This window comes from Faecalibacillus intestinalis, assembly GCF_015097455.1.
Classification (GTDB): Bacteria; Bacillota_I; Bacilli_A; order Erysipelotrichales; family Coprobacillaceae; genus Faecalibacillus; species Faecalibacillus intestinalis.
In genome coordinates this window covers 2658618-2684241 of sequence record NZ_AP024085.1, presented here as the reverse complement: position 1 = coordinate 2684241, position 25624 = coordinate 2658618, and the positions used below count along the sequence as shown (strand labels likewise).

Sequence of the window (25624 nt, the reverse complement as noted above, 5' to 3'; positions counted from 1 at the left end):
AATGGAAACATGTTTTTTTATCTTAATAAATTATTTTAATCGAAGAGATGAAAGTATATTATTTTTTTGAGGACAAAAAAGAATAGAGAAGAGATTCAAAAATAATGAGAACTTGTCCAAAGAAAGCGTTTGGAACAAGGTTATCATGGTAAAAAGGATTATAGTGACCGATGATAATAGGTAAAGTGGCATATTGACTTATTTTTGATTTTTCATTACCAGTAAAAGTAATGATATCAATATGATTATTTTTAGCTGTTTTAACAACTTCTTCAAGCCTTGTTGTAATTCCTGAATTGGAGATGACAATGAGAAAGGTTGAGTCTTGAAAACTAACATCCAACATTTCCATATGAACAACACTCATGGCACAAAAGCCATTAAGAGTTAATCTTTGTGAAATGTAATCAGCAATTGGAGCTGAAAATCCCATACCAAAAACAACGATTTTACTATTTTTATGTTTATTTAATAATTGAATAAAATGAGGTAAATAGTTTTCGTATTTTTGAGCAGGAGCATTATTATGAGTATTACTAGATAGATGATAAATCATGTCACTATAACCACTAAATTCTAATTTATTACATAAACGATAGATGGCAGAAGTTGATGTAAAATTATCTTTTGCCATTTGTCTAATGGTAATATTTTTCAATTGTTTTTGATTTTTCTTAATATATTCCAATAAAGAGACTTCCAATTCATTTAAATCAAATTTATCTTTTAAATGATCAATATTCATAAGTTTCACCTCGCAATAATTATGTCATAGAAAAAATAAAGGAGCAAGAAAAATGGCAAAAGCAATGTACGACCCTTGGTCAAAAATCGTTACAAAAAATGGCTATGCAGGAGATGAGGTTATTTCTGCTTTGCAAAAATCAATTAGACGTGCCAAAGAAGAAGATGCATGTATGTTTGCTTATGAAATGTATATTTCTTCACCACAATTATTAGAAAAAATGTGGAGACGTTTACTTACAATTTCAGTAGAAGATATTGGAATGGGAGACCCAATGGCTGCAGTTCTAGTCAATAATCTCTATCAAATGTCTAAAAACTTTGAATATGCAGATGGTGATCAACCAATGTATTTCATTCATGCAATTCGCTACTTATGTAGCTGTCAAAAAGATCGTTCAAGCGATTTATTAAAAAATATTTGTATTAAATCATTTGCGATGGGTAAATTCCCAGAAATTCCTGATGTTGCTTTAGATAAGCATACAGTAAGAGGAAAAGCAATGGGACGTGATTCTTTCCATTTCTTACATGAAGCAAGCAAGGTTATTCCACAAATGGAAGTAGATAATGATTATAAAGAACGCTATGCTAAAATCTTAGAAGAATATGATCCAGAAAATGTAGTAGATACAGCATTTACATTTAATGGTTGGCAATTTTAATTAAATATTTAAGGGGAATAGGAAAAAATGATAGAAAAATTAGAAAAGCTATTAGAGCCTTTCGCTAATAAGTTAGCACAACAAAGACATTTACAAGCTATTTCATCAGGAATGATGATGCCACTTGGATTAATTGTTATTGGATCTTTATTTTTAATTGTTGCAAATCCACCAATTAATCTAGATTTAGTTGATTTACATACAGGAAATATCTTTTTAAAAGTATTAATTAGTTGGAAACAATTTGCTGTCGCAAATTATGATGTATTAACTTTACCATATAATTATACAATGGGACTTGTTGGTCTTATTTCAGCATTTGGTATTGCTTATTGTTTAGCAGAAAGTTATCAAATGAAATCAGCAGTCTATGGTATTATTGCAATGTGTACTTTCTTAATGGTGTCAGCACCATTAAAAGATGGTGGTATCCAAACAAGCTATTTAGGAGCTGATGGATTATTTGTTGCAATTATTATTGCTTTGATTTCAGTAGAAATTTCACGATTTGTAAGCAAGAAATTAGTTATTTTATTTCCAGCAAGTGTACCAAGTGCAGTTACTGATTTTGTAAATAGTTTATTACCACTTGCAGCTAATATTATTATTATTTATGGTTTAAATATTGCTTTAGTAGCAGCTTCAGGTAAAAATTTACCAGATTTCATTATGTCTATTTTAACACCAGCTATTTCAGGTGTTGATAATATTTGGATGTTTATGGGAATTTATTTATTCTCTAATATTTTATGGTTATTTGGAATTAATGGTTCTTCTATTGTATTCCCAATTGTATTCGCATTATGTATTTCAAATACTGGAATCAATGCTGAATTAGTGAATGCTGGAAAAGAACCAACAGCTTTAATTAACCTACAAATGTTTAGATATGTATTAATTGGTGGAGCTGGTAATACATTAGGTCTTGTTTTACTAATGTGTAAATCTAAATCTAAACACATTAGATCAATTGGTCGTTTAAGTGTTTTACCTGGTATTTGTGGTATTAATGAACCAATTATCTTTGGAACACCAATTGTATTAAATCCTATTTTATCTATTCCATTTTTAATTATGCCATGTATTTCATCAGGACTTGGATATCTTGTTCAAAAAATGGGAATTGTATCATTAGGATATATTGTTGATCCTTCATTTACACCATTCTTTGCACAAGGATTCTTATCAGCATTAGATATCAGAAATGTTATCTTTATGTTTGTACTTATTGCTATTTCTGTGGCAGTATACTATCCATTCTTTAAAGTATATGAAAAAAATACTTTGGATCATGAAGGTGAATAAAATATATTGAAAAGCTACGATAAAAAGTAGCTTTTTTGTTTGCTTTTTATTTACACATATATTATTATGAAATCCACAAAAAGTATTTTAAGGAGTTTGATAAATGCAATCTATTGTAAAGATGAATGAGGAATTAAAAATACGTTTATTTTATGTACTATCAATTACAGCTATTGTTGCTAATACGATAGGATTTATATCTAATGCTATTATTTATGGTTTTACGTCTATAACAATATTTACTTTAGTTTGTGCAATTATTATGTATATTGCGGGAATTATGGGAATGTATACTAAAAATAGCAAGTTGCCGTCAGTAATTATTTTAGTATTAGGAAATATTATAGAGTTTCCTGTTTTATATTTGGTTTATGGTGCTTATTATATTTTGTATATGATTTTAGGTATTGTAAGTACAGTATTATTTTTAGAAGAAAAGTGGCAAATAATAGGTTCTTTATTTATTTTTTTTTATGATGGAATTGTTATTTATATTAAAGTGATGTATCCGCATCTTTTTGCAGGAATAGAGATTAATCCTAATCTTATTGCTATTTTAGTGACTTATTTTATAGCAATGATCAGTATTGTTATGATGTCGATTATTTTAATGAAACATTATCGTTTACAACAAGATAAACTTTCAGAACTAGCAAACCAACTTCAAGAGGTGGCACACTTAGATCCTTTAACACATATTTATAATAGAAGATATTTAGTTGAATATTTAAATAAAAAAATGAAGATTGAAAGTCAAAAATTTGCGGTCGTTTTATTAGATATAGATGATTTTAAAAGTATTAATGATCAATATGGACATATTTATGGTGATCAAACATTGCAAACTTTTTCAGATTCTATGAAGAAAAATATGGATAATAAAGGAATTGTTACACGTTTTGGTGGTAAAGAATTTATGCTTGTATTTGATGATATAAATCATGAAGTTATAGAGGATACCTTGAATAAAGTTGCTGAAGAATTTGCACTTTATGGAAAACAATCAAAAGGAATTGAATTATCTTTTAGTGGTGGTGTAGAAGTTTTTTATCAAGAAGATGAAATTGTTAAATTGTTTAATCGAGCGGATCATAAACTTTATTATGCGAAACATACAGGAAAGAAAAAGATTGTTTTTGATATCGATGTTTAATATAAATACATGTGTTTCTTTATATTGAATTTACAAGGTCATTCCTATATAATCATAAATAATATGAGGGGGACATATCATGATTATTAGTGGAAAAGAGATATCAAAAAAGATAAAAGAACAGTTAAAAGTTGAAGTTGAAGAAATAAAAAATAAATACAATAGATTACCAAAACTTGCGGTTATTTTAGTAGGGGAAAATCAAGCAAGTCAAGTATACGTTAGAAATAAAGAAAGAGGATGTTCTTATGTAGGAATGGATTCTTTAAAAATTACACATGATGCAACTTTTAGTGAAGAAGAACTTTTAAACGAAATCAAACAATTAAATGAAGATGAAACAGTTGATGGAATTTTAGTACAATTACCTTTACCTAAACATATTAATGAAGATAAAGTTTTAGAAGCCATTGATCCATCAAAAGATGTAGATGGTTTTCATCCAGAAAATGTGGCTAAGTTATTTTTAGGACAAAGAAGTTTAGTACCATGTACACCTAAAGGAATGATGGTTTTATTAGATGAAATCAACTATGATTTAACAGGAAAAGAAGTTGTTGTCGTGGGAAGAAGTAACATTGTAGGAAAACCAGTAGCGCTTTTATGTTTACAAAAAAATGCCACTGTAACAATCGCTCATAGTAAAACAAAAAATTTAAAAGAAGTTTGTCAAAGAGCAGATGTTTTAATTGCAGCTGTTGGTCGTGCTAAAATGATCAATAGTGACTATGTTAAAGAAGGCGCTGTTGTTTTAGATGTTGGTATTAATCGTGATGAAAATAATAAACTTTGTGGAGATGTTGATTTTGAGGATGTTAAAGATAAGGTTTATGCAATTACTCCTGTTCCAGGAGGAATTGGTCCTATGACAATTACAATGTTATTACAAAATACATTAGAAGCTTTTTATCATCATCAAGGAGAGTAAATATGGATTATCAATTAAATGATATAGTAGAAATGAAGAAACAACATCCATGTAAAAAATCAAATCAATGGAAGATTGTAAGAATGGGTGCTGATATTAAAATCAAATGTCTAGGTTGTAATGCTATTGTTATGTTTTCTAGACGTGATTTTGAAAAACGTTTAAAAAAAGTTGTAGAACATGTAGAGTAGTATTTATGAAATTTCATAAATACTCTTTTTTTTAGGAAGATTAAGAGCTTGATGGTATAGTCATTTTTATGTAATAATTTGAATGATAAAAAGGAAAGGGGAAGAACTTGCAATGGTTCTTTTGAAAGAAAAAATGGAAATAATTAAATATGAACTAAAATATAAACAACAAGTACAAAATGTATGTATTTCTCAATCAACATCTAGATATAAAGATGATAATGCTAAAAAGGCAACATTAGCTTTATATTGTGATCCTTATATTGATAAAGAAATCTGTTTAATACTTAAAAATGATTTAGATGAGGTGTGTGGTTATATTTTATGTGCCAAGGATTTAAAGGCTTATGAAAAAAATGCTTATCCTTATTATTTGACTTTAAACGAATTAGATGAAGTAAAGGCAGAAAGATTTTCTAATGCTAATTGTGAACTAGAACGTTTTTATCCTGAATATCCAGCACATATTCATATTGATATATTAGAAGAATATACAGGTAATGGTGTGGGTTCAAAGTTAATGCAAGCTTTATTTGAAGTTTTAAAAGAAGAAAAAGTACCTGGTATATGTGTTTTAGTTGATACAAATAATAAACGTGCGGTTAGATTTTATGAAAAAATGGGATTTAAGGCATTTGAAGAAGATCCAGGCATTATGTTATGTAAGTTAGATTAATATAATAAATGAAAAAACCTGCCAAGCAGGCGTTTTTAATCTTAGATAAGATCAAGTTTTTCTAAAGCATATGCAATACCATCATCTTCAATATCTTTTGTCACAAAATAAGCAATATCTTTCATAGCTTGTACACCATTAGCCATAACAATAGAATGTTTAACATAACGTAACATACTTTCATCATTGAAAGAATCTCCAAAGACATAACAATGATCTAAATCGCTTTTAAAATCATCCGCAACAGTTTGAATACCTGTAGCTTTTGAGTGATTCTTTGGTACGATTTCCCACATTTCTTCACTACGTTCAATAATATCAAAATCTTGAGAAATATTATCTCTAAAGGCTTGGATATCATGATCAAACCAAATAGTAAATTTATCAAAGGAAAGATTTGAATCTTCACTTGTTGAAACATTGAAACCATTATTTGTATATCTTTCTTGAATTCCTTGAACAAAAGAATTTTTAATATGAGTATTAAAATAAACATGATCTTTTGATTCTAAAACAGCATCAATTTCATATTTTTTTATAAGAGATGCAATTTCTTTACATCTTTCTTTAGATAATTGATGATGATAGATTACTTGGTCATGATAAGTGATGTATGTTCCACATCCACAAATATAACCATCAGGGTTTAAATTATGAATCTCTTGATCTATTGTAGAAATAGGTCGACCTGTATTAATAAAAATGAGATGTCCATTTTCTTTAGCTTTTTTTAAAGCTTCTTTAGCACTTTGAGGAACAGTATGAGTCTTTTCACTCAATAATGTGCCATCAATATCAAAAAATAATAATTTTCTATCTTTCATTTTTTTACTCCTTCGTAAGTATTATAACGAATAATCGAAAAAAAGGGTATTTTGTTTCTCGCTCTTTATAAAAAATTATGATAGAATGAACCAATAAAAAGGAATGATGATATGAGTTTAATAATAATTTTATTTATTGTAATGTTAGTAATCTTTAGTATTTTATGGGGAAATCGTACTTTTTCAGTAAAAACCTTAAATCAAATGATTTATCACATGATTGTTCCTTGTGATGGAACAGATGAAGGTATTTTTAAAGATTGGTTTTTAAATTGTGCACCACCAACCTTTTTAACAACTTTAATAGGAGTATTTTTATTATATAAAACACCACTTGTTTTTTTATTTGATTACCAAGGTATTTGTATTACTATTTTAATTCTTGGAACATTGCTTTACGCATTAATTAATTATCAAATTATTACGTATGTTTTTGATATGGTTAGAACATCTAAACTTTATGAAGAACATTATGTGGATCCTCAAAATGTTGAATTAGAATTTAAAGAAAAAAGAAATTTAATTCATATTTATTTAGAATCTGTAGAAAATACGTATCTTTCTAAAGAAGATGGCGGACAAGAAAAAAATAATTATATTAAAGAATTAGGTAAGCTAGCAAAAGAAAATATTAATTTTTCACATTCGAATAAAATAGGGGGTTCTTATACTATTGAAGGAACACAATGGACTATTGCTTCAATGGTTGCACAAGAAGCGGGAATTCCGCTTTTATTACCGATGTCAAAAAATAAATATGATGAAAATTCTTCATTTTTATCAGGATGTTATACATTGGGTGAAATATTAGAAAAACAAGGTTATCAAAATCGAATTTTAATGGGATCAGATGCTAACTTTGGTTGTACCTCTAATTTTTATAAACAACATGGAAATTTTAAAATAGAGGATACAACTTCTTTAAAGAAAGAAGGAAGACTTCCTCAAGATTATCATGTTTTTTGGGGATTTGAAGATAAAAAAGTCTTTGAATTTGCGAAAGAAGATTTAACAGAAATGGCTAAAAGTAATCAACCATTTTGTATGGAACTGGTGACAATTGATACTCATACACCAGATGGATATATTTGTGACGAGTGTAAACACGAATATGATAGTCAATACGCTAATGTTATTAGTTGTCAATCAAGACAAGTGGAAGCTTTTGTAAGATGGTGTCAAAAACAAGAATGGTATGAAAATACAACAATTGTTATTACGGGTGATCATAAAAGTATGTCTGAAAAATTCTTTAAGCACTTAGATAAAACCTATTTACGTACTCCTTATAATTGTTTTATTAATAGTGCAATTGAACCTCTTCAACCTAAAAACAGAAAATTTGCTATCTTTGATTTTTATCCAACAATTCTTGCGAGTCTAGGAGTCAAGATCAAAGGTGAACATCTAGGATTAGGAACAAACTTATTTAGTGCTGAAAAAACACTTTTAGAAAAATATGGGGTAAAGAAAATTAATAGTGAAGTCACTAAATATTCTCAATTTTACCGTAAAATATTGATTAATAAACAAAAGAACGTGTAGGTGCACGTTCTTTTAAGATTGAAAATGTTTTTTCATTTCTTCTTTTTCTATACTAGATAAATCTAATAGGTCCATTGCTTTATCTAATGGTATTGCCATTTTTTTCATTAAATTTTTAATCGATGCAATTCTTTCCAATTTTTGTCCTTGTACTAGTCCTTGTTCAAGCCCCATAGAATGTCCTTTTTCTATATTTTCTCTGGCTATCATTTCTCCTAAATTACACATCTTTTTAACCTCCTTCTCTATTTCTTCAAATCCATATTCTTTCATAACTTCTTTCTTTATTAAAAGATCGTATGTATTATTTAAAAAGATGACTAATGGTGTCTTTATCCAATCACTATCTTCATACTTATCTTTGATATTATGATCTTTATTTAAGTATATCATAATTTGTTCGCTTTTATCATAACTTTCTAACCTTTCAATAGTACTTCCACTGACATTTTCTAATTTAGAGTTTATGCGATTGACATGTCCATCTCGCTTTTTAGCAGCTTGTGGAAGTATCCATATGACATAGGCCTTTTTCATTCCATCATAGTTTCTATAATCATATTCCTTTCCATTTTGACTGGTAATCATTCTTGAAAGATAATCATTTCCTCTTGTTAGTGGGGCATAGCCGGGATTCTCTACATTTTGTATCTCTACATCTAGATAAATTCTTTTCATTGTTCCATCAGCTTGTGGCAGATTGATACAGCAGAAATAATCGAATTCCACTCTTCCATGATGAGCAATATCGATGACATTATTTAGCTGTTGGAAATAAGAATTCCCTTCCCGATCCTTCTTTTCTTTAATAAATTCAATGATTTCTTCTAAAGATACATCCTCAGCTTCTTTAATAAATCCTTTAATGATTCTTCCTAAGATTTCAGGATGTCCTAATATTCTTTTACAGAGTTTATCAATCATGATAATATGATCATTTGATGTGATATCTAATACTTTTTCCATTTAGTTTTTCCTCCTATTATTATATAGACAATTTTTTGATGTTTTTCTTTTTATTTTTTAAAAAAAGTAAAAAAATAACGAAATAAAAATTTCGTTATATCAAATAAATGATCAATGCAATTAAAAAACCACAAAGAACATCACTTATAAAATGAACAGCACAAATGATTCTTGATAGCCCTACAATACATGCAATAAATAAAGCAATGATTCCTAAATGAATATTAATATTCAATAAGGCAAATGCAATCGCAAAAGCACTTACTGTATGACGACTAGGAAAAGATTCTCCTGTTTTATGACCTACAAGTGGTTCAATATTAAATGTCATACAAGGACGTGGACGATTATAGAGTTTTCTAATAAGTGTTACAATCAAAAAAGAACTTAATGGTTTAATGATTGTCAATAATAGCTTTGATGAATGATTAATAAATAATATGAGAAGTGTTAAAGCATAAAGTGCGGCTGTAAGATAAGGGGTTATTTTAGCTATTACAACGCATATTTTGTCTAAATGATGTTGACGGATGTAATTGAGATTGTTTTGATAAAATTTTTCCATTATTTTAAGATAAAGACTGTTTCTCCTTTATTAAGTGTCAGTATTTTTCTTTCAATTCTTGGATGAGAATATTTTTTTCTAACGTAATTTAAAAGAATAGAAGAAGAATATCCATGGATCACAGTGACCTCTTTTACAAGAATTGAAGTTCCTTTTAAAAAATGATCTAGTTTTACTTTAGCTTCACTTTGACTACATCCGTGCAAATCTATTGTTGATAACATCCAATCACCTCTTTGATATTATAAAATAAATTTAAATGAAAAAAAATGACAAAACGAAAATATTGCTTTTATGGGTATTTTTCATTACAATAAAGAGGTAAAAAAAGAGGAGTGAAAAAGATGGCATTAACAGCAGGTATTGTAGGATTACCAAATGTTGGTAAGTCAACATTATTTAACGCAATTACAAATGCACAAGTAGAAGCAGCAAACTATCCGTTTGCGACAATTGATCCAAATGTAGGTGTCGTAGAAGTACCAGACTATCGTTTAGATAAATTAACAGAAATGATTGAACCTAAAAAGACAGTTCCAACAACTTTTGAATTTACGGATATTGCAGGACTTGTAAGAGGTGCAAGTAGAGGTGAAGGTTTAGGAAATAAATTCTTAGGAAATATTAGAGAAACGGATGCAATTTGTGAGGTTGTAAGATGTTTTAGAGATAAGGATGTAACACATGTTGATGGTGATGTAGATCCTATTAGAGATATTGAAACAATTAATTTAGAATTGATCATGGCTGATTTAGAAACAGTTGAAAAACGTATTGGACGTTTAGAAAAGAAAGCTAAATCAGGTGATAAAGAAGCTAAAGCTGAAATGAGTGTTTTAGAAAAATTAAAACCAACATTAGAAGCAAACAAACCAGCAAGAAGTATTGAATTTGATAAAGAAGAAATGTTAATTGTCAAACAATATACTTTACTTACAATGAAACCATTAATCTATGTAGCTAACTTAGGTGAAGAAGATTTAGAAGATCCAATGCAAAATCCATATTATGTTCAAGTTTTAGAATTTGCGAAAGAAGAAGGTAGCGACGTTGTTCCTATTTGTGCAAAAATTGAAGCTGAATTAGTAGGAATGGATAAAGAAGAAAAAGCTATGTTTATGCAAGATTTAGGTATTGAAGAAAGTGGTCTTGATAAATTAATTAAAGAAGCTTATAGCTTATTAGGTCTTAGAACATATTTTACAGCTGGAGTACAAGAAGTAAGAGCATGGACATTTAAAGAAGGAATGACAGCTCCAGAAATGGCGGGTATCATTCATAGTGATTTCCAAAGAGGTTTTATTAAAGCAGAAACATATAGTTTTGATGATTTAGTGAAATATGGTAGTGAACATGCTTTAAAAGAAGCTGGAAAAATTAGACAAGAAGGTAAACAATATGTAGGTCAAGATGGAGACATCATGTTGTTTAAATTTAATGTATAATGAAAAAAGCAATTAGATATATCTTATTAACTGTCTGTGTTTGTGTATTTTGTTATTCAGCATATAATTTAATTAATATTTATTTGAATTATAAAAAAATAGATGATGATTATGGAGAATTAGCTAAAACTTATACGAAAGAAAAAGAAGAAAAAGAAGAAAAGGAAAGCTATTTACAAATTAATTGGGATGAGCTTTTACAAAGAAATAAAGATGTGAAAGCGTGGATTCAAATTCCAAATACAAATGTGAATTATCCTGTTTTACAAGGCGAAACGAATGACACTTATATTCATAGTGATATAGATCATAATGAATTAAGTGCAGGTAGTATTTTTATCGCAAGTGAAAATGAAGATCCATTTAATGATTTTAATACGGTTATTTATGGTCATAATATGAAAAATGGTTCAATGTTTAATAATATTAAATCCTATACGGATCAAAGCTTTGCGGATGAACATCCTTATGTTTATATTTATTTACCTGATGGTACAGTAAGTCAATATAAGGTTGTTGTTGGTCATATTATTTCAGAAACAAGTGTTTTATATAATACACATATTGTAGATACAGCTTCATTTGTACAAGAAATGGTAAAGACATCTTCTATTAAAGTAGATTTTGATCAATCTCAAGTACAATCGGTAATTACTTTATCTACTTGTACTTCTGCAGGAAGTGAAAGTGGTAAAAGAAATGTAGTACATGCGATTTTACAAAGAAAAGAGATTGATCCTGTAAAAGAAAAAATGGAAAACTAGAGAAATCTAGTTTTTTTGTTGTTAATTGTAAATGAGCTTGAATTGAATAAGTATGTCTGATGTGCTAAAATATTTGCATGTTAAGAGGGTGTTTTAATGGTTAAAAAAAAGAAGAGAAGTTTTATGTCTAAGTTGTTTTCTAGACGTATTTTATTATTAATACAATTTATCGTTTCTATCATTTTTTTAGGATGTATTTATATATTAAAGATGTTACCAATGAAATATTATTTGATTTTATGTGGTATTATTTTTTTGTTATGGATGTTAAGTTCATTGCTTATTAAATCAGGTATTAAAAAGAAAAAGCGAGAAAATAAATATGCTAGATTGATTTTTGGAAAGCTATTATCTTTAATACTTAGCATTGCTTTAGGATTTGTTTCGGTAATGGCTTTTAAAGGAAATAATTTTTTATCTAATATTACAGGTTCTTTTACACAAACAAGAGTTATTTGTATGTATGTAAAAAAAGAGAGTGCTATTAAAAGTTTAAGAGATGTAAAAGATAATACAGAAATTGGAATTGCTAGTGAAAAAGGCTCAAAGAATATTACATCAGCAATTGCTAAAATAGAAAATAAAGCAAATAAAGATTTTCAGACAAAAGATTATAAAGATTATTCTTTATTAGGAGATGCTATCATGGATGGAGACATTGATGTTATTGTTGCTGATAATGCTTATATGGCTTTATTAGAAGCAAATCATGAAGGTATTGATGAAAATCTAAAGAGTTTATATAAAGTAGAAATTCAAGAAAAATTAAATTCTGTGACACAAGAAACAAATGTGACTAAAAATCCATTTATTGTTTATATGACAGGAATAGATACTTATGGGACAGTTTCAGCAATTTCAAGAGCTGATGTTAATCTTGCTGTCTGTGTTTCCCCAATTCAAAAACAAATATTAATTGTATCTATTCCTAGAGATACACAAATTACCTTGCATAAAAATGGAAAAATGGATAAATTAACGCATTCAGCTATGTATGGTATTAACGAGACAATTTCTTCTATAGAAGATTTCTTGGATTTAAAAGTGAATTATTATGCTAAGACAAACTTTAGTGGAATTACTAATATCATTGATGCCTTGGGTGGAGTAACAATTGATTCACCTTATGAATTTACAACATTACATGGGCATTATCATATTAATAAAGGAATTAATGAAATGGATGGAGATAAAGCTTTATGTTTTGTAAGAGAAAGATATGCTTTGCCAAGTGGTGATTTTGATCGAGGAAGAAACCAACAAAGATTACTTAAAGCCATGATCAATAAAGCTGTTTCTCCTAAAATCATTACAAACTATTCAAATATTTTACAAGCAGTAGAAGGATGTTTTGAAACTAATATGTCATCTGAAGATATAAAATCACTTGTTCAAATGCAATTAGATGATATGTCTAAATGGAAAATGTACAATGTTCAACTTACGGGAGATCCAGAAATCTCATATAAAACATATTCTATGAAAGGTAAGAAATGTTATACAATGAAACCTAATAAAAAATCTTTGAATGGTATTATTAATGTTATTAATAAAATTGAAGATGGTAAAAGAATTACTGATCAAGATGTAAAAGGATTACAAGGTGCTTAACCTGTAATCCTTTTTAAATGACAACTCTTAATTTAAAATGGTGTTGATGAGTAGAAAATTGACAATTTCCATGGAGCTTTTCAACTGTATAAGCAATACTTTGAGTTCCAAAGCCATGATCTTTTTCTTTAGATATAGGAATACCATCTACAAAAATAGGTTCATTTAAGTAATTATTTTCAATAGATATAAGTAACTTACCACATTTTTCTTGCATATTTAATTCTATAAAACGTTCATTTTCTAATAACATAACAACTTTAAAAGCATTTTCTAAACCATTAGATAGAATAGAAGTTAAATCGATATCACTAATAGACAATTGTTGAGGAATATCTAAATGATAATGAAAATCAATATTTTCATCTTTCATTCTATTTTCATAAGATGTCATAATCATATTAACAGTATCATTTAAACAATATTTCTTTCTTACAGTTTGATCGATGGCATCAAATAAAGTATGAATATATTCGATAGCATGTTCATTTTGATTATTTTCAAGATCGTTTAGTATATTGTTTAAAAAATGACGCATATCATGTCTCATTAAAATAATCTTTTTTTCATTTTCTTTCATCAGCTTCATTTCTTTTTTTGATTGTGCTTGTTTCATATAAATAACCTTATTGGTTGTTTCTATTTTTTGCTTTTCTTCATATTGTTTAAAATAAACGGTACAGAATACAAAATAACAGATACATAAAAGAAATGGTGTAAATTCTACAGTTGTTTTATTTCCAATATAAAGAAGCTTTGTATAAACGGTAGAAAGATAATCAAATATATAATAGAACATTGGAATGATACCAAAAGAAATAAGTTCATGTGATTGTTTTTTTAATAATTGAGAAATAGGTAAATAAACAAATTTAATAATGAAAACAAAAGAAATAATGAGTGTTAAAGAATAGGTTATATTATCTATATTCTTAATAAAAGAGGAAACAAAGATTGTTGTCCAGTTACTTATTTGACAACATAAATAAGCACTTGTTATAGCAATTAAACTTGGAAATAATCGTTTTTTGAAAATTAAAACAAAAAATACTAAAAGTGGTAAATGGGTAATAAAAGGATATAAAGAAATAACAGCCGATAAATCTTTAGTAAAATAGAAAATACCTTGTAATACTAAATCAATATAAAAGAATAGAAAAACACAAATGACATTCTTTTTATTGATTCTAATATCTAGAAATAGTACAGAAACAAAGATACCGAATAATAAAGTTAAAGTATAACGAATAGATTCTAAAATAGTATAAATCATATGTTAATCACCTTCTTTAAACATATATTCAAAATAAGCTTCTTTAAAAGATTTAGCATAACTTCTTGCGATGGGAACTTTCTTGTGTGTTTTTGTTTCAATTTCTATAGAATTAAAATGATCAATAGCAGGCATATGAACTAAGTAACTTCGATGACATTTATAAAATGCATCATTTGTAGTTAATTCATTACTACAATGAACAAAAGTATCTAAAACTTCTAGACATTCACCATCATTTAAACAAAATAAAACTTTTTTATTTTGTGCTTCAACACATTCAATCAAATGATAATAAATTTTACGATATCCTTTATCTGTTTTAACAATAATAGATTCAGGTTCATAATGAAATGCTTGTTTACAATCATTTAAAAGAGAGCATAGTTTTTCATAAGTTGTAGGTTTTAAAAGATATCCACTTGCTTTAACATCATAAGATTCTAAGGCAAATTCAGGAGAAGAGGTTAAAAAAATAATTTTAACGACAGAATCATTTTTTCTAATTTCATGAGCTGTTTCCATACCATTTAATAAAGGCATCATAATATCTAATAAAATAACTTCGATATGACTTTTTTGATAACTATTAATTAAAGCATCCCCATGATTAAAAAGATAAATAGAAACATCTTCATGATGTTCCCTTCCCCATTTTTCTATCATTTCTTTAACTTGATTCATATATAAAAGATCATCATCACATATTGCTATATTCATATACATCACCTAATACTATTTTATCAAAATAAAAACACTTCTTATATACATTTCACACCCTAAAAACGACATTTCGCGCCAATTATAAAAAATAACAATTAAAAAAAGTAAAATAAAAGCATAGAAGGAAATGAATAATATTCAAAGAAAGGGGATAGGGAAAATGAAAATATATAAGAAAGTGATGGCATGTATACTGACATTAATGATGTTCTTTGCACAAATGCCAGTCAACGTATTTGCGGCTAATCAAAAGAATAATATACCACTTGATATTGTCTTGGTTTTAGATGTTTCAGGGAGTATGGTAGATCCTATAACTTTAACTGATAGTACTAAAAGGATTACAATTTTAAAAGATTCAATTAATCAATTTATTGAGGGCTTTGCTGAAAATAATTCAAAGATAAATCAGGCAAATAAACAAAGTAGAATTTCGATTATTAAATTTTCAGGGAAAATACCTGATAATGCAGATAAAATAGGAAATGATACTTATCAAGAAAATCGTAATACGTATAATTATACGCAAATCATGAGTGGTTTCTTTACTGCCACAAATGAAAACAAAGCAAAGTTGGAAGATGTTGTAAACAGCATTAGTCCTGCAGGGGCAACACGTTCAGATTATGCAATGGAATTAGCGCTAAAACAAATTAAACAAAGTAAAAATGATGAAAGTAGAAAATATGCTAAAAGAATTGTCTTTTTTGTAACGGATGGTCAGCCGACGACTTTGAGTAATTTTGATGATGATGTCGCAAATGGAGCAATTAATACATCAAAGGAAATAAAAAAAGATGCAGAAGTTTATACATTTGGAATGTTTTCTTTAACTGATCCATCTATTACTGGACATGTAGGAAGTGGTAGTTGGTCAAATGCAGAAAAGTTTAATGCTTATATGCATGGAGTTTCTAGTAATTACCCAGATGCCGAAAGTTATGAAAACTTAGGAACTAGAGCAGAAAATAGTGCTTATTATATGGGTGCTAAAAGCTCAAATGAGGCTACAGCAATATTTAATAGTGTTTTAAATAAATTATTAAGTATGACATATGCTGGCGCAGATTATACAAAAGTAACTGAAGCAAAGAAAAGAATACCAAGTGATCTAACTCTGTATACAGATGAAACAGTACAAGCATTAGAAGATGTATTAAAAGATGTAAAATATGACTTAGATATTACACAACAAGATACAGTTTATGGCTATGCAGATGCTATTAATAAAGCAATTAATCAATTAAAATATAAAGCTGCAGATTATACAGAAGTAGATAAAGCTATTGAAAAAGCAAATAAACTTAATAAAGATAACTATAAAGATTTTTCAAAGGTAGAAGATGCTATTAAAACAGTTGTACGTAGTAAAAATATAACAGAACAAGATGAAGTAGATGCTATGGCAAAAGCCATCAATGATGCAATTGATGCATTAGGATTCCAATTAAAAATCAAATATGGTTCTAATGGTGGAACAGGAACAATGGCTAATCCAACTGTTGAATTAGATAAGGAATTTACTTTCTCAAAATGTGAATATGTTGCTCCAAATGGAAAACATTTTAAAGGCTGGCAAGTAGACAATACTGTTTATAAAGTAGGAGATAAAAGAGTATTTACTAAAGATGATCAAAATAAGGAAATTAAAGCAGTTTGGGAAGAACATACTTTTGATCAAAAATTAAAAGAAGTCAATGGAGTAAGTACTTTAAAAGACAAAGCAACATGTACAACAAATGCTATCTATTATAAAAGCTGTGCTTGTGGTCAAGTAAGTACTACAGAAACATTTGAAGATAAAGATACAAAATTAGGACATGAATATACAAAACAAATAAAAGATGCAAAATACTTAAAATCTCAAGGAAGTAACTGTCAAGAACATGATGCATATTGGTATGCATGTTCAAGATGTGATGTAAGTGCTAAAGATGATGAAAATGCACAAGATAAGTATTATGAATCTGCAGAAGTAGGAAATCATGTATTATCTAAAGATTGGAATAAAGATTCTAATAATCATTGGCATTCATGCACAGTTCCAGGATGTAATGAAGTTTCAGATAAAGGAAATCATGTGTATGATCAAGAAGTTGAAAGTAGTGAATATTTAGCGACTCCAGCTACTTGTATGACACCTGCTAGATATTATAAGAGTTGTATTTGTGGAGCAAAAGGTACAGAAGCATTTGCAGCAACAGGGACTCATTTAGGACATGCTTATATAGAAGTTAAGAATCCACAATTTTTAAGAGAAAAAGCAACTAATTGTAAGGAACACGATACATATTGGTATGTATGTTCAAGATGTGGAAAAACATCAAAAACAATCAATAAATATTATGAAGATAAGGATTCTAAAGGAGAACATATATCAAGTGATTGGATCATTGATCAACAACCAACAGTAGCTAAAGAAGGATCAAAACATAAAGAATGTACAGTATGTAAAGAAGTGTTAGAAACAGAAAAGATTGCTAAGTTAGAAAATGTGAAAACTGAAACAAAGAAAGAAGAAACAGCTTCTAAAAAAGAAATAAAAGTAGAAAGTAAAAAAGCTGTAACAACAGGAGATAATACAAATAGTATTGTGCCAATAGTTTTACTAGGTATAAGCTTATTAGGAATTTATATGATTGTAATGAAAAAATGTGTTCGTTAGAAAGTAAAAGAGAGAAGATTTGGTTCTTCTCTTTTTGTTATAATGGATAAGAGGTGATACATAATGCAGATAATAGTGATTATCTTTTTTGTAATTATATTATTCATATTTTTACTTTTAAGTTTATCAAGTGATGAAGATCAAAAAAGAATTGCAGGGAAAGAAGGAGAATTACAAGCAAAGAAGATATTAAATCATTATTTAAATGAAAATGATTTGTTATTGAATAATGTGAATATATCAATACATGGAAGAAATACAGAATTAGATTATGTTGTTATTAACAATAATGGTATTTTTATTTTTGAAGTAAAGAATTTTAGTGGCAAACTTGTGGGAAATGAAGATGATCAATATTGGAATAAGTATAAAATAAGTAGAGGAAACAAAGAATATATAAAAGAAATAAGAAATCCTATTAAACAACTAAAAAGAGAAATATATTTGTTAAAGGAATATTTGAAGTATTATGGTGTTGATTTATGGATAGAAGGTTATGTTTTATTTGTAAATATGAATAGTCCAGTAGAAAGCGAATATACTGTTAATGATAAAAGTGAAATAGATGATATTTTACATTTAAGAAGAAATCAAGTACTTACAAAAAATCAAATTGAAAAGATTATAAGTATTTTAAAATAAAGAGATGTCTTATATAGTACAAGACATCTTTTTGTTATTTATATATTTTATATAAAACAAGTGCAATGATTGCAGTGATAATATCCGCAACCATTTGACTACTAATAATACCATAATATCCAAAAATATTTGATAAAAGAAGAAGACAAATTGCAAAAACAATACCTTGTCTACCTATTGAAAGTAATAATGCAGGAAGTGCTTTTCCTTCTGATTGAAATAAAGTTGTAAAGACAAGAATAATCCCTACACAAGGAGAAGATAAAAGCAAAAATCTTAACATCAATGTTCCAGCTTGAATAATAGAAGGATCATTCATAAATATTTTAATAAATGATGGTGTAAATAAAGCTAAGATAATAGATGTAATAACTGCAAAAGTAAATTCTACAAATAAATCAAACTTAATAATTTCTTTTAAACGTTTAGTATTATGTGCACCATAATTATATCCAAGTAAAGGTTGTGCACCAAAAGCAAAACCAATCATGACAAGTAAAACAATCATATTGATTTTTAAAACAATTCCTATAGCTGCTACTTTGTCATTTCCATAAGCAACTAAATAATTGTTTGTCATCGCCATCGCAAAGCTAGACATTAAATTTGTAATAGAGGCGGGAATACCAATTGTAAAAATAGAAATGGCTTTATTTTTAGTAATATGTGTATGTTTTAAAGAAATTGATAATTTCTTACTTTTCTTTAAAGTAAGATAAATAAAAACAAGGTCAGATGCAAAATAACCAATAATGGTTGCGATAGCTGCACCACCAGCTCCCATGTTTAAATAGAGAATAAAAATAGGATCTAAAATCATATTGATAATTGAACCAGTAATTGTTCCAATCATTGATTCTGTAGCTAATCCTTCTGTTCTCATGAGATTACTAGGAGTCAAGGAAACGATAATTAAAGTTGCTCCTAAAGCCATATAAGTATAATATTGGCTGGCATAAGGAAGTGTTGCTTGATTTGTTCCAAGGATTGTTAAAATTGGTTTTCTAGCAATCATCATAATAAGAGAAACTAAGATGCCACAAACAATAGCTCCATAGAAACAAAAACCACTGACGTTCTTTCCTTCTTCATCTTGTTTTTGTCCAAATAAACGAGAAATAACAGAGCTACCTCCAATACCAAAGATATCTCCTAAAGCTATCATTAAAGTAAAAATAGGCGCACATAAAGAAACACCAGCAACAAGATTTGTATTTTGTGTCTGTGCTACAAAAAATGTATCAACCATATTATAGACTAAAGAAATAACCATGCTTAATACAACGGGTAAAGCAAGTTTAAAGTATGCTTTAGATATAGGCGCTTTTTCAAATAAATCATTATTATTCATATAAATATCTCTCTTTCTAGGAAAGTATAACAAAATGATTTGTCAATTATTATGACATGTGTCACAATAGAGGCATGAAAAAAATCTATGATAAAAATTTAATAAATAAAGTAAAAGAAGAATATAAAATAGACAATTATTTTTCTAAGGAATATGAATTTATAGTGATTGAATATGAAGAAGATGAAACAATAATCAATCCTTTAGAAAAAACACAATATATTCAATTTGTATTAGAAGGAACGTTATTGATTTCTTTTATTGATCAAGAGTGAAGACAAACTGTAGTTTCTCAAAGTGAAGAATTATGTATTATAGGTGATATGGAATTTGTTGATGATTTAAATCCGATGTTTTTTGCGGAAGCAAAAACAAAGATCAAAACGTTGGCGCTATCTTTAAAAGATAACAAAGAAAAGCTTAATCAAGATATAAAATTTCTACATACACTTTTAAATTCAATCGCTTCTAAATTAAAACAATCATCAACCAATCAATTTGTTTATCAAAGTGTTGAAGAACGTTTTTTATATTATTTGAAATATTATTGTTATGGTTCATTAAAAAGCATTGAAGAAGCCACAAATTATCTTCATTGTAGTCGAAGACAATTACAAAGAATCTTAAAGAAGCTTTGTGATGAAGGAAAAATGATTAAAGAATGTAAAGGAAAGTATAAAATAAAGGGGTGAAATTTTTCACCCCTTAAAATTAAGCATTTAACATTTTGTTAGCAAGTTTTTTAGCCACAACAACTAATAAAACAGCAACTGCAGCAAGAATAGCTGAACCAATGAATCCCATCACATAAGATCCTGTAGCATCAAAGAAACTTGCGGAAATCTTAGGACCAACGAAAGCCCCAATACCATAACCAATAAAGATCAAACCATAGTTTCTATTATAATATTTAGAACCAAAGATTGTTTTAACCATTGGTGCGAAAACAACAAGTAATCCACCAAATGAGAAACCAACTAAAGCAATACATGCGACAAAGTATGCAAATGAATGAGCTACTGTTAACATAAGCATTGAAATACCATTTAAAATCAAGACAAGAATTAAAGAATTCCATCCTTTTAACTTATCATAAATAACACCAAATGATAAACGACCAAACATATTAAATAAAGTCATTAAACTTACACATAAAGCTGCATCCATCGCTGATAAACCAATTTGAGTTTGAGCAATTGGTGATGTTGCAGAAACCATCATTGTTCCAGCAGCATTAGCGAAAATAAACATTACTAATAATACCCAGAAGATTGGAGTTTTAACCATTTGAGGAATATTATAATCTTTTGTATGTAATTCTTTGCTTTGTTGTGCACTTGGTACCCAACCTTCAGGAGTCCATCCATCAGGACAAGGAACGATCATCCAAGCAACAGCTCCAACACCGATTAAGAATACAACACCTAAAATTTTACAAGCCATTGGTGCTCCAAAGTTATCAATTAACATTTGAGCGATAGGTGACATAATGAAAGGTCCACAAGCAGCTCCAGCTTGAACTAAACCAGAGATAGAACCACTTTTATCAGGGAACCATTTTAATGCTGTTGGTAAACATGCAGGATAAATTGTTCCAGCACCAGCACCAGCAATGACACCATAAGCAATATATAAGAATGGAATAGATGAAGCAAAACCAGTTAAGATCCATCCTCCAGCAAATAAAACTAAACCAATATAAATTGCGATTCTTGGTTGTAATTTTTCAGCTAAAATACCACCAAGGAAACCTACTGCACAGTAGATAAACATATAAATTGTGTATGCCATTGAAAAATCTGAATTACTCCATCCAAATTGATTACAAAATGGCAAACAGAATAAACTAAAGAAGGCAGTGGCAGAAGTGAATAAACTTTGAATCCAAACTCCTGCAAAAACACGCCAACGTGTTGCTTTTGTAATTTTCATATTCTCTTTTCTCCCTTTATTATTGTAAAGTACCTAAATCAAGTGGTACACCTTGTCCATTAAATTTACCAGCTTCTCTACTAGTTCCTAACCAGTAAACCATACTAGCGATATCTTCTACTTCAAGGAATGGAACTCCTGCATACATTTCTTCAACAGATTTGAAATCTTTACCAGTTAAATCATTAATGAATTTAACATAATCCATTGTTTCACACATTGGAGTTTTAACTTTAGTAGGACATAAAGCATTAACAATAATTCCTTTAGAACCCACTTCTTTAGCAAGAGTTTTAGTTAATCCTAAAATACCCCATTTACTCATACAATAAGTAGCTAATTGAGGAGTACCATATAAACCAGAAGTTGATGAAATATTAATAATACGACCAAATCCTTGTTTTAACATATATTGAGCAGCATATTTATCAGTACGCCAAGTACCAATTAAGTTAATATCCATTACTTTTTCAACTTGTTCATCAGTTAATTCCCAAGTATAACCGAAGTTAATAACACCAGCATTAGCAATCACAACATCTAAACGACCAAATGTTTCCCATGCTGAAGCAAATAATGCTTCCATATCTTCAGTAGAAGTAATGTTTGCTTTTTTAGCTAAAACTTTTGCTCCTTTAGCTTCACAACTAGCAATTGTTTCTTTAAATGCTTCATGAGATGGATTTAACATATCAGCCAAAACAACATTAAATCCGTTTTCAGCATATTTGTAGGCATGAGCACGACCTTGTCCCATTGCTCCACCTGTAATAAGAACAACTTTTTTTTCTTCCATAATTTTTTCTCTCCCTTTGTTATTTATTTAACATCACATGTTATTTTTTTAACAAAGTCATTTTAAACTCTCAAACGATTTGAGAGTCAAGGGGGTAAAAAAGTGTCAAATAAGGTCAAAAAAGAGGAAAATATGTTATAATTTGGTGAAAACTTTAAAACAATTTGAAGGTTGGGGGATTATGTACAATACTTATACAATAGGAGAACTTGCTAAAATACTAGGAATTACAGCTGAAACAATTCGTTATTATGAAAGAAAAGGAATCATTGCGCCTATCCATGATCAAGAAACAGGATATCGCTATTATACAACTTGGGATCTTCATATGCTGATTCGTGCACGCTGTTATCTTGGCTTTGGATTATCAATTGAAGAAACAGCGGGAATACTCCAAAGTAAGTCTTTAGAAGAAATTGATGATTTATTAGAAGAACAAGAACAAATCATTCAAAAGAATATTATTTATCAAATGAATTTATTGAAAAGATTGCGTACGAATAGAAAGTTGATTAGTCGAAGTGAAAACTTAAACTTTACTTTACAAAAAAGACCAGGAATCTATCGTATTGATACACAAAAATGTTATACGATAGATTTAAAGAAAGAAGAACGTGAAGAACTTAAAGAATTTTGTCAAAAAATACCATTTGTTTTTTCTACGGCGCTTTTTCCTAAAGAACATATTGAAAATGAAAATAAGGAATTCTACTATGGAATAGGGGTAGAGGAAGAATTTGCGGGAGTACTTGATATTAAGGAAAGTGAATATGTTCATTACTATCCTGAACAGTTATGTCTTTATATGTGCGTTCCTTCTCGTTCGAGTCAAATACTGACATATGAGGTTTTACAGCCCGCCTTTGATTATATGGAAAAAAATAATCTCCAACTTGCAGGAGATGTGATTTCTCAAGTGGTTTCAATGTGGAAACCTGAAGACGAATATTTTAATTATCATACAATTTGGATTCCAGTCCAATAAAAAAGCAATTTCAACCGAAATTGCTTTTTATCTTGATCTTTGTAATGATTTTTTAAGAATAGAATCATCGATGAAGCGAATATATGTTTCTAATGTCTTTTGTCCATAAGTAAAACGTAATTTTGTTTTCTTCGGATAAGTCACTCTTTTAATTTTTCTATAATCAAATAAAACACGACCAATTAAAACTTGTTTTTGTCCAAAGAAAATAATCCATTGAATCATTAAATAGAAAACAAAAGAATAAATTGTTAAAGCATTTAATGGTAAATAAACACTATCAACATCTCCACTTAATAAATGCGTAATCATGTAATAAATACAATAAACAAGCATTACTAAATAAATAACAATAATGATTGCATAGAATATTTTTCCTTGCATGTTTAAACCACAAACCATGGTATCATCTTTCTTCTTTGTTTTAATAATTGTAGCTACGAAATTAATGACAAGATAAGTAATCCACACTAAAATAACAGCTACTAAAATAGGTAATAAATATTTTAAATCTCCCATAAAAGACGCTCCTTTAAATAATTACCTTATTATTATACAAGAAAAAACAAAAATAGTATAGTTAAAAAATAAAGACAATCAGACTTTATGTTATAATGTGGGTAAATTAAGAAAGAGGAAATACCATGGAAATAACAAAAGAAATATTAGAAAGCATTTTAGATGCTTATAGTTATGAAATTGTTTTTGTTGATCGACAACATATTGTGCGCTATATGAATAAAACAGCTAAAGAAAGATATGGTGGGCGTGTAAAAATCAATCAAAGTTTATTTAATTGTCATAGTGAAAACTCTAAAGTTAAAATTGAAGAATTTTTAAAAAGAGCCGATGCTGGTGAAGATGAAATGTTTGAAACTTATAATACTAAAACAGGTGAAAGAGAATTCTTTGTACCTGTTAGAGATTCTAATAAACACGTCATTGGTTATTTTGAAAGACATGAGATGCCTTGGGATGAAAGCAATCCTAAAGTTCCTGTAACTGAATATTGGAAACATAGAAGATAGCTTTGCTATCTTCTAATAGTTTCTAGCATAATATTCATCAAAAGTTAGACCACTTTTTTCTATTTTTTGGGCTAGATCTTTTCCTACATAACGAATGTGCCAAGCTTCATAACTATACCCTGTTAGTTCCTCTTTATCTTTTGGATAACGTAAGATAAAACCATAATTACTTAGTTGGCTTAAAAACCAAGAATATTGAGGGTGATTTTCAACTTCTTCATATTTATATTGATCTAAAGCAATATCTAATCCTAACCCCGTTGTATGTTCACTATGACCAGGACGTGAACAAGTTTCATCTGCTCTTTCTACACTATAAGTTTCTACCATATGATTATAAATTTCTTTTTGCCAGGCTGTTGAACGATAGCCTGAAGTCACATACAGTTCAAAACCTTTATTTATACAAGCTTGTTTTAAAGCTTGAAAATCATCATAAATCACTTTTCTAGCAGTATGTTTACTATAAGAACTTCCATAAGTACCTGCGTTTGTATTTATTTCAACAAGATCACTCGGTTCATAGGTTTCATCTAATTGATAATATTTATTAACAATTGTATTTAAATCATTAGGATGTTCTTGTTTGATAATTTTTCCATAAAAATCAAAATCACGATTCATATTTACAAGTGTAATAACTTCTTTTTTACTTAAATCTTGGTGTGCTTTTTGGTAGGTATCATATCTTTCTTTATATTCTTGATGATAAAAACTTATTTCAGGTGTTTGTTTCTTTTTTACCGTTTTTACTTCCTGAGTATTCTCTTTAGGAAAGAAAAAAACGATACTACCAACCATACAGATTATTAATATTAATAGACTTATTCTTTTCTTCATATAAACC

The 25624-nt window shown here is 28.4% G+C and carries 28 protein-coding genes; 16 read left to right on the top strand and 12 right to left on the bottom strand.

What is annotated here, in order from left to right; translation table 11 throughout:
• Window positions 1-58: 58 nt before the first annotated feature.
• Window positions 59-745, bottom strand: a complete 687-nt coding sequence (locus tag Fi14EGH31_RS14230; RefSeq protein WP_117346201.1) for a MurR/RpiR family transcriptional regulator — start codon at window positions 743-745, stop codon at window positions 59-61.
• A gap of 52 nt (window positions 746-797) precedes the next feature.
• Here Fi14EGH31_RS14230 and Fi14EGH31_RS14225 point away from each other — a divergent pair, with 52 nt between their 5' ends.
• The 6 genes from Fi14EGH31_RS14225 to Fi14EGH31_RS14200 all read left to right on the top strand — a co-directional run bounded on the left by Fi14EGH31_RS14225 (window position 798) and on the right by Fi14EGH31_RS14200 (window position 5662).
• Window positions 798-1409 (top strand): AAA family ATPase, encoded by a 612-nt coding sequence (locus Fi14EGH31_RS14225; protein ID WP_032090968.1) that lies wholly within the window; start codon window positions 798-800, stop codon window positions 1407-1409.
• Between the two features lie 27 nt (window positions 1410-1436).
• Window positions 1437-2714, top strand: a complete 1278-nt coding sequence (locus Fi14EGH31_RS14220; protein ID WP_117864264.1) for a PTS sugar transporter subunit IIC — start codon at window positions 1437-1439, stop codon at window positions 2712-2714.
• Window positions 2715-2817: 103 nt separating this feature from the next.
• Window positions 2818-3867, top strand: a complete 1050-nt coding sequence (locus Fi14EGH31_RS14215) for a GGDEF domain-containing protein (protein ID WP_200764964.1) — start codon at window positions 2818-2820, stop codon at window positions 3865-3867.
• A gap of 79 nt (window positions 3868-3946) precedes the next feature.
• Entirely contained in the window at window positions 3947-4795 is an 849-nt protein-coding gene (gene folD / locus Fi14EGH31_RS14210; RefSeq protein ID WP_107029105.1) for a bifunctional methylenetetrahydrofolate dehydrogenase/methenyltetrahydrofolate cyclohydrolase FolD, read from the top strand.
• A 2-nt stretch (window positions 4796-4797) separates the two neighbouring features.
• Window positions 4798-4986 (top strand): DUF951 domain-containing protein, encoded by a 189-nt coding sequence (locus tag Fi14EGH31_RS14205; protein ID WP_022002571.1) that lies wholly within the window; start codon window positions 4798-4800, stop codon window positions 4984-4986.
• A gap of 82 nt (window positions 4987-5068) precedes the next feature.
• Window positions 5069-5662 (top strand): GNAT family N-acetyltransferase, encoded by a 594-nt coding sequence (locus Fi14EGH31_RS14200; RefSeq protein WP_195946339.1) that lies wholly within the window; start codon window positions 5069-5071, stop codon window positions 5660-5662.
• 41 nt (window positions 5663-5703) lie between these two features.
• Here Fi14EGH31_RS14200 and Fi14EGH31_RS14195 read toward each other — a convergent pair whose 3' ends face one another.
• On the bottom strand, window positions 5704-6486 hold the full coding sequence (locus tag Fi14EGH31_RS14195) for a Cof-type HAD-IIB family hydrolase (RefSeq protein WP_022002573.1): 783 nt from the start codon (window positions 6484-6486) through the stop codon (window positions 5704-5706).
• A 111-nt stretch (window positions 6487-6597) separates the two neighbouring features.
• Between Fi14EGH31_RS14195 and Fi14EGH31_RS14190 the strand changes: the two genes are divergently transcribed.
• Complete coding sequence (locus Fi14EGH31_RS14190; protein ID WP_117864272.1) at window positions 6598-8031, top strand: LTA synthase family protein; 1434 nt, start codon at window positions 6598-6600, stop codon at window positions 8029-8031.
• A gap of 12 nt (window positions 8032-8043) precedes the next feature.
• Here Fi14EGH31_RS14190 and Fi14EGH31_RS14185 read toward each other — a convergent pair whose 3' ends face one another.
• The 3 genes from Fi14EGH31_RS14185 to Fi14EGH31_RS14175 all read right to left on the bottom strand — a co-directional run bounded on the left by Fi14EGH31_RS14185 (window position 8044) and on the right by Fi14EGH31_RS14175 (window position 9786).
• A complete protein-coding gene (locus Fi14EGH31_RS14185; RefSeq protein ID WP_200764963.1) occupies window positions 8044-8997 on the bottom strand; it encodes a hypothetical protein in 954 nt (317 codons plus the stop codon).
• Between the two features lie 94 nt (window positions 8998-9091).
• Window positions 9092-9562 (bottom strand): phosphatase PAP2 family protein, encoded by a 471-nt coding sequence (locus Fi14EGH31_RS14180; protein ID WP_117346208.1) that lies wholly within the window; start codon window positions 9560-9562, stop codon window positions 9092-9094.
• On the bottom strand, window positions 9562-9786 hold the full coding sequence (locus Fi14EGH31_RS14175; RefSeq protein WP_107029100.1) for a Smr/MutS family protein: 225 nt from the start codon (window positions 9784-9786) through the stop codon (window positions 9562-9564). Before Fi14EGH31_RS14175 ends, Fi14EGH31_RS14180 begins: the two co-directional genes overlap by 1 nt.
• A gap of 120 nt (window positions 9787-9906) precedes the next feature.
• Between Fi14EGH31_RS14175 and ychF the strand changes: the two genes are divergently transcribed.
• From ychF to Fi14EGH31_RS14160, 3 genes are all read left to right on the top strand, one after another.
• Window positions 9907-11007: a redox-regulated ATPase YchF gene (gene ychF / locus Fi14EGH31_RS14170; protein ID WP_022002578.1), complete on the top strand. Its 1101-nt coding sequence runs from the start codon at window positions 9907-9909 to the stop codon at window positions 11005-11007.
• The gene (gene srtB, locus Fi14EGH31_RS14165; RefSeq protein WP_195932795.1) at window positions 11007-11771 is read left to right on the top strand and encodes a class B sortase; all 765 of its coding nucleotides are present in this window, start codon (window positions 11007-11009) and stop codon (window positions 11769-11771) included. Before ychF ends, srtB begins: the two co-directional genes overlap by 1 nt.
• Window positions 11772-11867: 96 nt before the next feature.
• Window positions 11868-13382 (top strand): LCP family protein, encoded by a 1515-nt coding sequence (locus Fi14EGH31_RS14160; RefSeq protein WP_107029099.1) that lies wholly within the window; start codon window positions 11868-11870, stop codon window positions 13380-13382.
• Window positions 13383-13395: 13 nt separating this feature from the next.
• On the opposite strand, the gene Fi14EGH31_RS14155 is transcribed toward Fi14EGH31_RS14160, so the two are convergent.
• On the bottom strand, window positions 13396-14655 hold the full coding sequence (locus tag Fi14EGH31_RS14155; protein WP_118470612.1) for an ATP-binding protein: 1260 nt from the start codon (window positions 14653-14655) through the stop codon (window positions 13396-13398).
• 3 nt (window positions 14656-14658) lie between these two features.
• Window positions 14659-15375, bottom strand: a complete 717-nt coding sequence (locus tag Fi14EGH31_RS14150; protein WP_199596425.1) for a LytR/AlgR family response regulator transcription factor — start codon at window positions 15373-15375, stop codon at window positions 14659-14661.
• A 163-nt stretch (window positions 15376-15538) separates the two neighbouring features.
• On the opposite strand from Fi14EGH31_RS14150, the gene Fi14EGH31_RS14145 reads away from it, so the two are divergent.
• Together Fi14EGH31_RS14145 and Fi14EGH31_RS14140 are read left to right on the top strand one after the other, a co-directional pair.
• Window positions 15539-18043, top strand: coding sequence for a vWA domain-containing protein (locus Fi14EGH31_RS14145; protein ID WP_200764962.1), 2505 nt, complete (start codon window positions 15539-15541; stop codon window positions 18041-18043).
• Window positions 18044-18106: 63 nt separating this feature from the next.
• Window positions 18107-18685, top strand: a complete 579-nt coding sequence (locus tag Fi14EGH31_RS14140) for a nuclease-related domain-containing protein (protein ID WP_200764961.1) — start codon at window positions 18107-18109, stop codon at window positions 18683-18685.
• Between the two features lie 34 nt (window positions 18686-18719).
• On the opposite strand, the gene Fi14EGH31_RS14135 is transcribed toward Fi14EGH31_RS14140, so the two are convergent.
• Window positions 18720-20036 carry an MATE family efflux transporter gene (locus tag Fi14EGH31_RS14135; RefSeq protein WP_234697800.1) on the bottom strand — a complete coding sequence of 439 codons (1317 nt, stop codon included), beginning with the start codon at window positions 20034-20036 and terminating at the stop codon, window positions 18720-18722.
• A gap of 74 nt (window positions 20037-20110) precedes the next feature.
• On the opposite strand from Fi14EGH31_RS14135, the gene Fi14EGH31_RS14130 reads away from it, so the two are divergent.
• Window positions 20111-20311 (top strand): hypothetical protein, encoded by a 201-nt coding sequence (locus Fi14EGH31_RS14130; protein WP_200764960.1) that lies wholly within the window; start codon window positions 20111-20113, stop codon window positions 20309-20311.
• A gap of 48 nt (window positions 20312-20359) precedes the next feature.
• Window positions 20360-20728, top strand: a complete 369-nt coding sequence (locus tag Fi14EGH31_RS14125) for a cyclic nucleotide-binding domain-containing protein (RefSeq protein ID WP_200764959.1) — start codon at window positions 20360-20362, stop codon at window positions 20726-20728.
• Between the two features lie 19 nt (window positions 20729-20747).
• Here Fi14EGH31_RS14125 and Fi14EGH31_RS14120 read toward each other — a convergent pair whose 3' ends face one another.
• Both Fi14EGH31_RS14120 and Fi14EGH31_RS14115 read right to left on the bottom strand, forming a co-directional pair.
• Complete coding sequence (locus Fi14EGH31_RS14120) at window positions 20748-21968, bottom strand: L-lactate MFS transporter (RefSeq protein ID WP_118573736.1); 1221 nt, start codon at window positions 21966-21968, stop codon at window positions 20748-20750.
• A gap of 19 nt (window positions 21969-21987) precedes the next feature.
• On the bottom strand, window positions 21988-22764 hold the full coding sequence (locus Fi14EGH31_RS14115) for an SDR family NAD(P)-dependent oxidoreductase (protein ID WP_118573737.1): 777 nt from the start codon (window positions 22762-22764) through the stop codon (window positions 21988-21990).
• Between the two features lie 181 nt (window positions 22765-22945).
• Between Fi14EGH31_RS14115 and Fi14EGH31_RS14110 the strand changes: the two genes are divergently transcribed.
• A complete protein-coding gene (locus Fi14EGH31_RS14110; RefSeq protein ID WP_146137611.1) occupies window positions 22946-23749 on the top strand; it encodes a MerR family transcriptional regulator in 804 nt (267 codons plus the stop codon).
• A 27-nt stretch (window positions 23750-23776) separates the two neighbouring features.
• Here Fi14EGH31_RS14110 and Fi14EGH31_RS14105 read toward each other — a convergent pair whose 3' ends face one another.
• A complete protein-coding gene (locus Fi14EGH31_RS14105; protein WP_022002589.1) occupies window positions 23777-24268 on the bottom strand; it encodes a hypothetical protein in 492 nt (163 codons plus the stop codon).
• A gap of 125 nt (window positions 24269-24393) precedes the next feature.
• On the opposite strand from Fi14EGH31_RS14105, the gene Fi14EGH31_RS14100 reads away from it, so the two are divergent.
• On the top strand, window positions 24394-24777 hold the full coding sequence (locus Fi14EGH31_RS14100) for a PAS domain-containing protein (RefSeq protein WP_117825855.1): 384 nt from the start codon (window positions 24394-24396) through the stop codon (window positions 24775-24777).
• A gap of 12 nt (window positions 24778-24789) precedes the next feature.
• On the opposite strand, the gene Fi14EGH31_RS14095 is transcribed toward Fi14EGH31_RS14100, so the two are convergent.
• Window positions 24790-25617 (bottom strand): M15 family metallopeptidase, encoded by an 828-nt coding sequence (locus tag Fi14EGH31_RS14095; protein ID WP_118573738.1) that lies wholly within the window; start codon window positions 25615-25617, stop codon window positions 24790-24792.
• Window positions 25618-25624 lie beyond the last annotated feature (7 nt).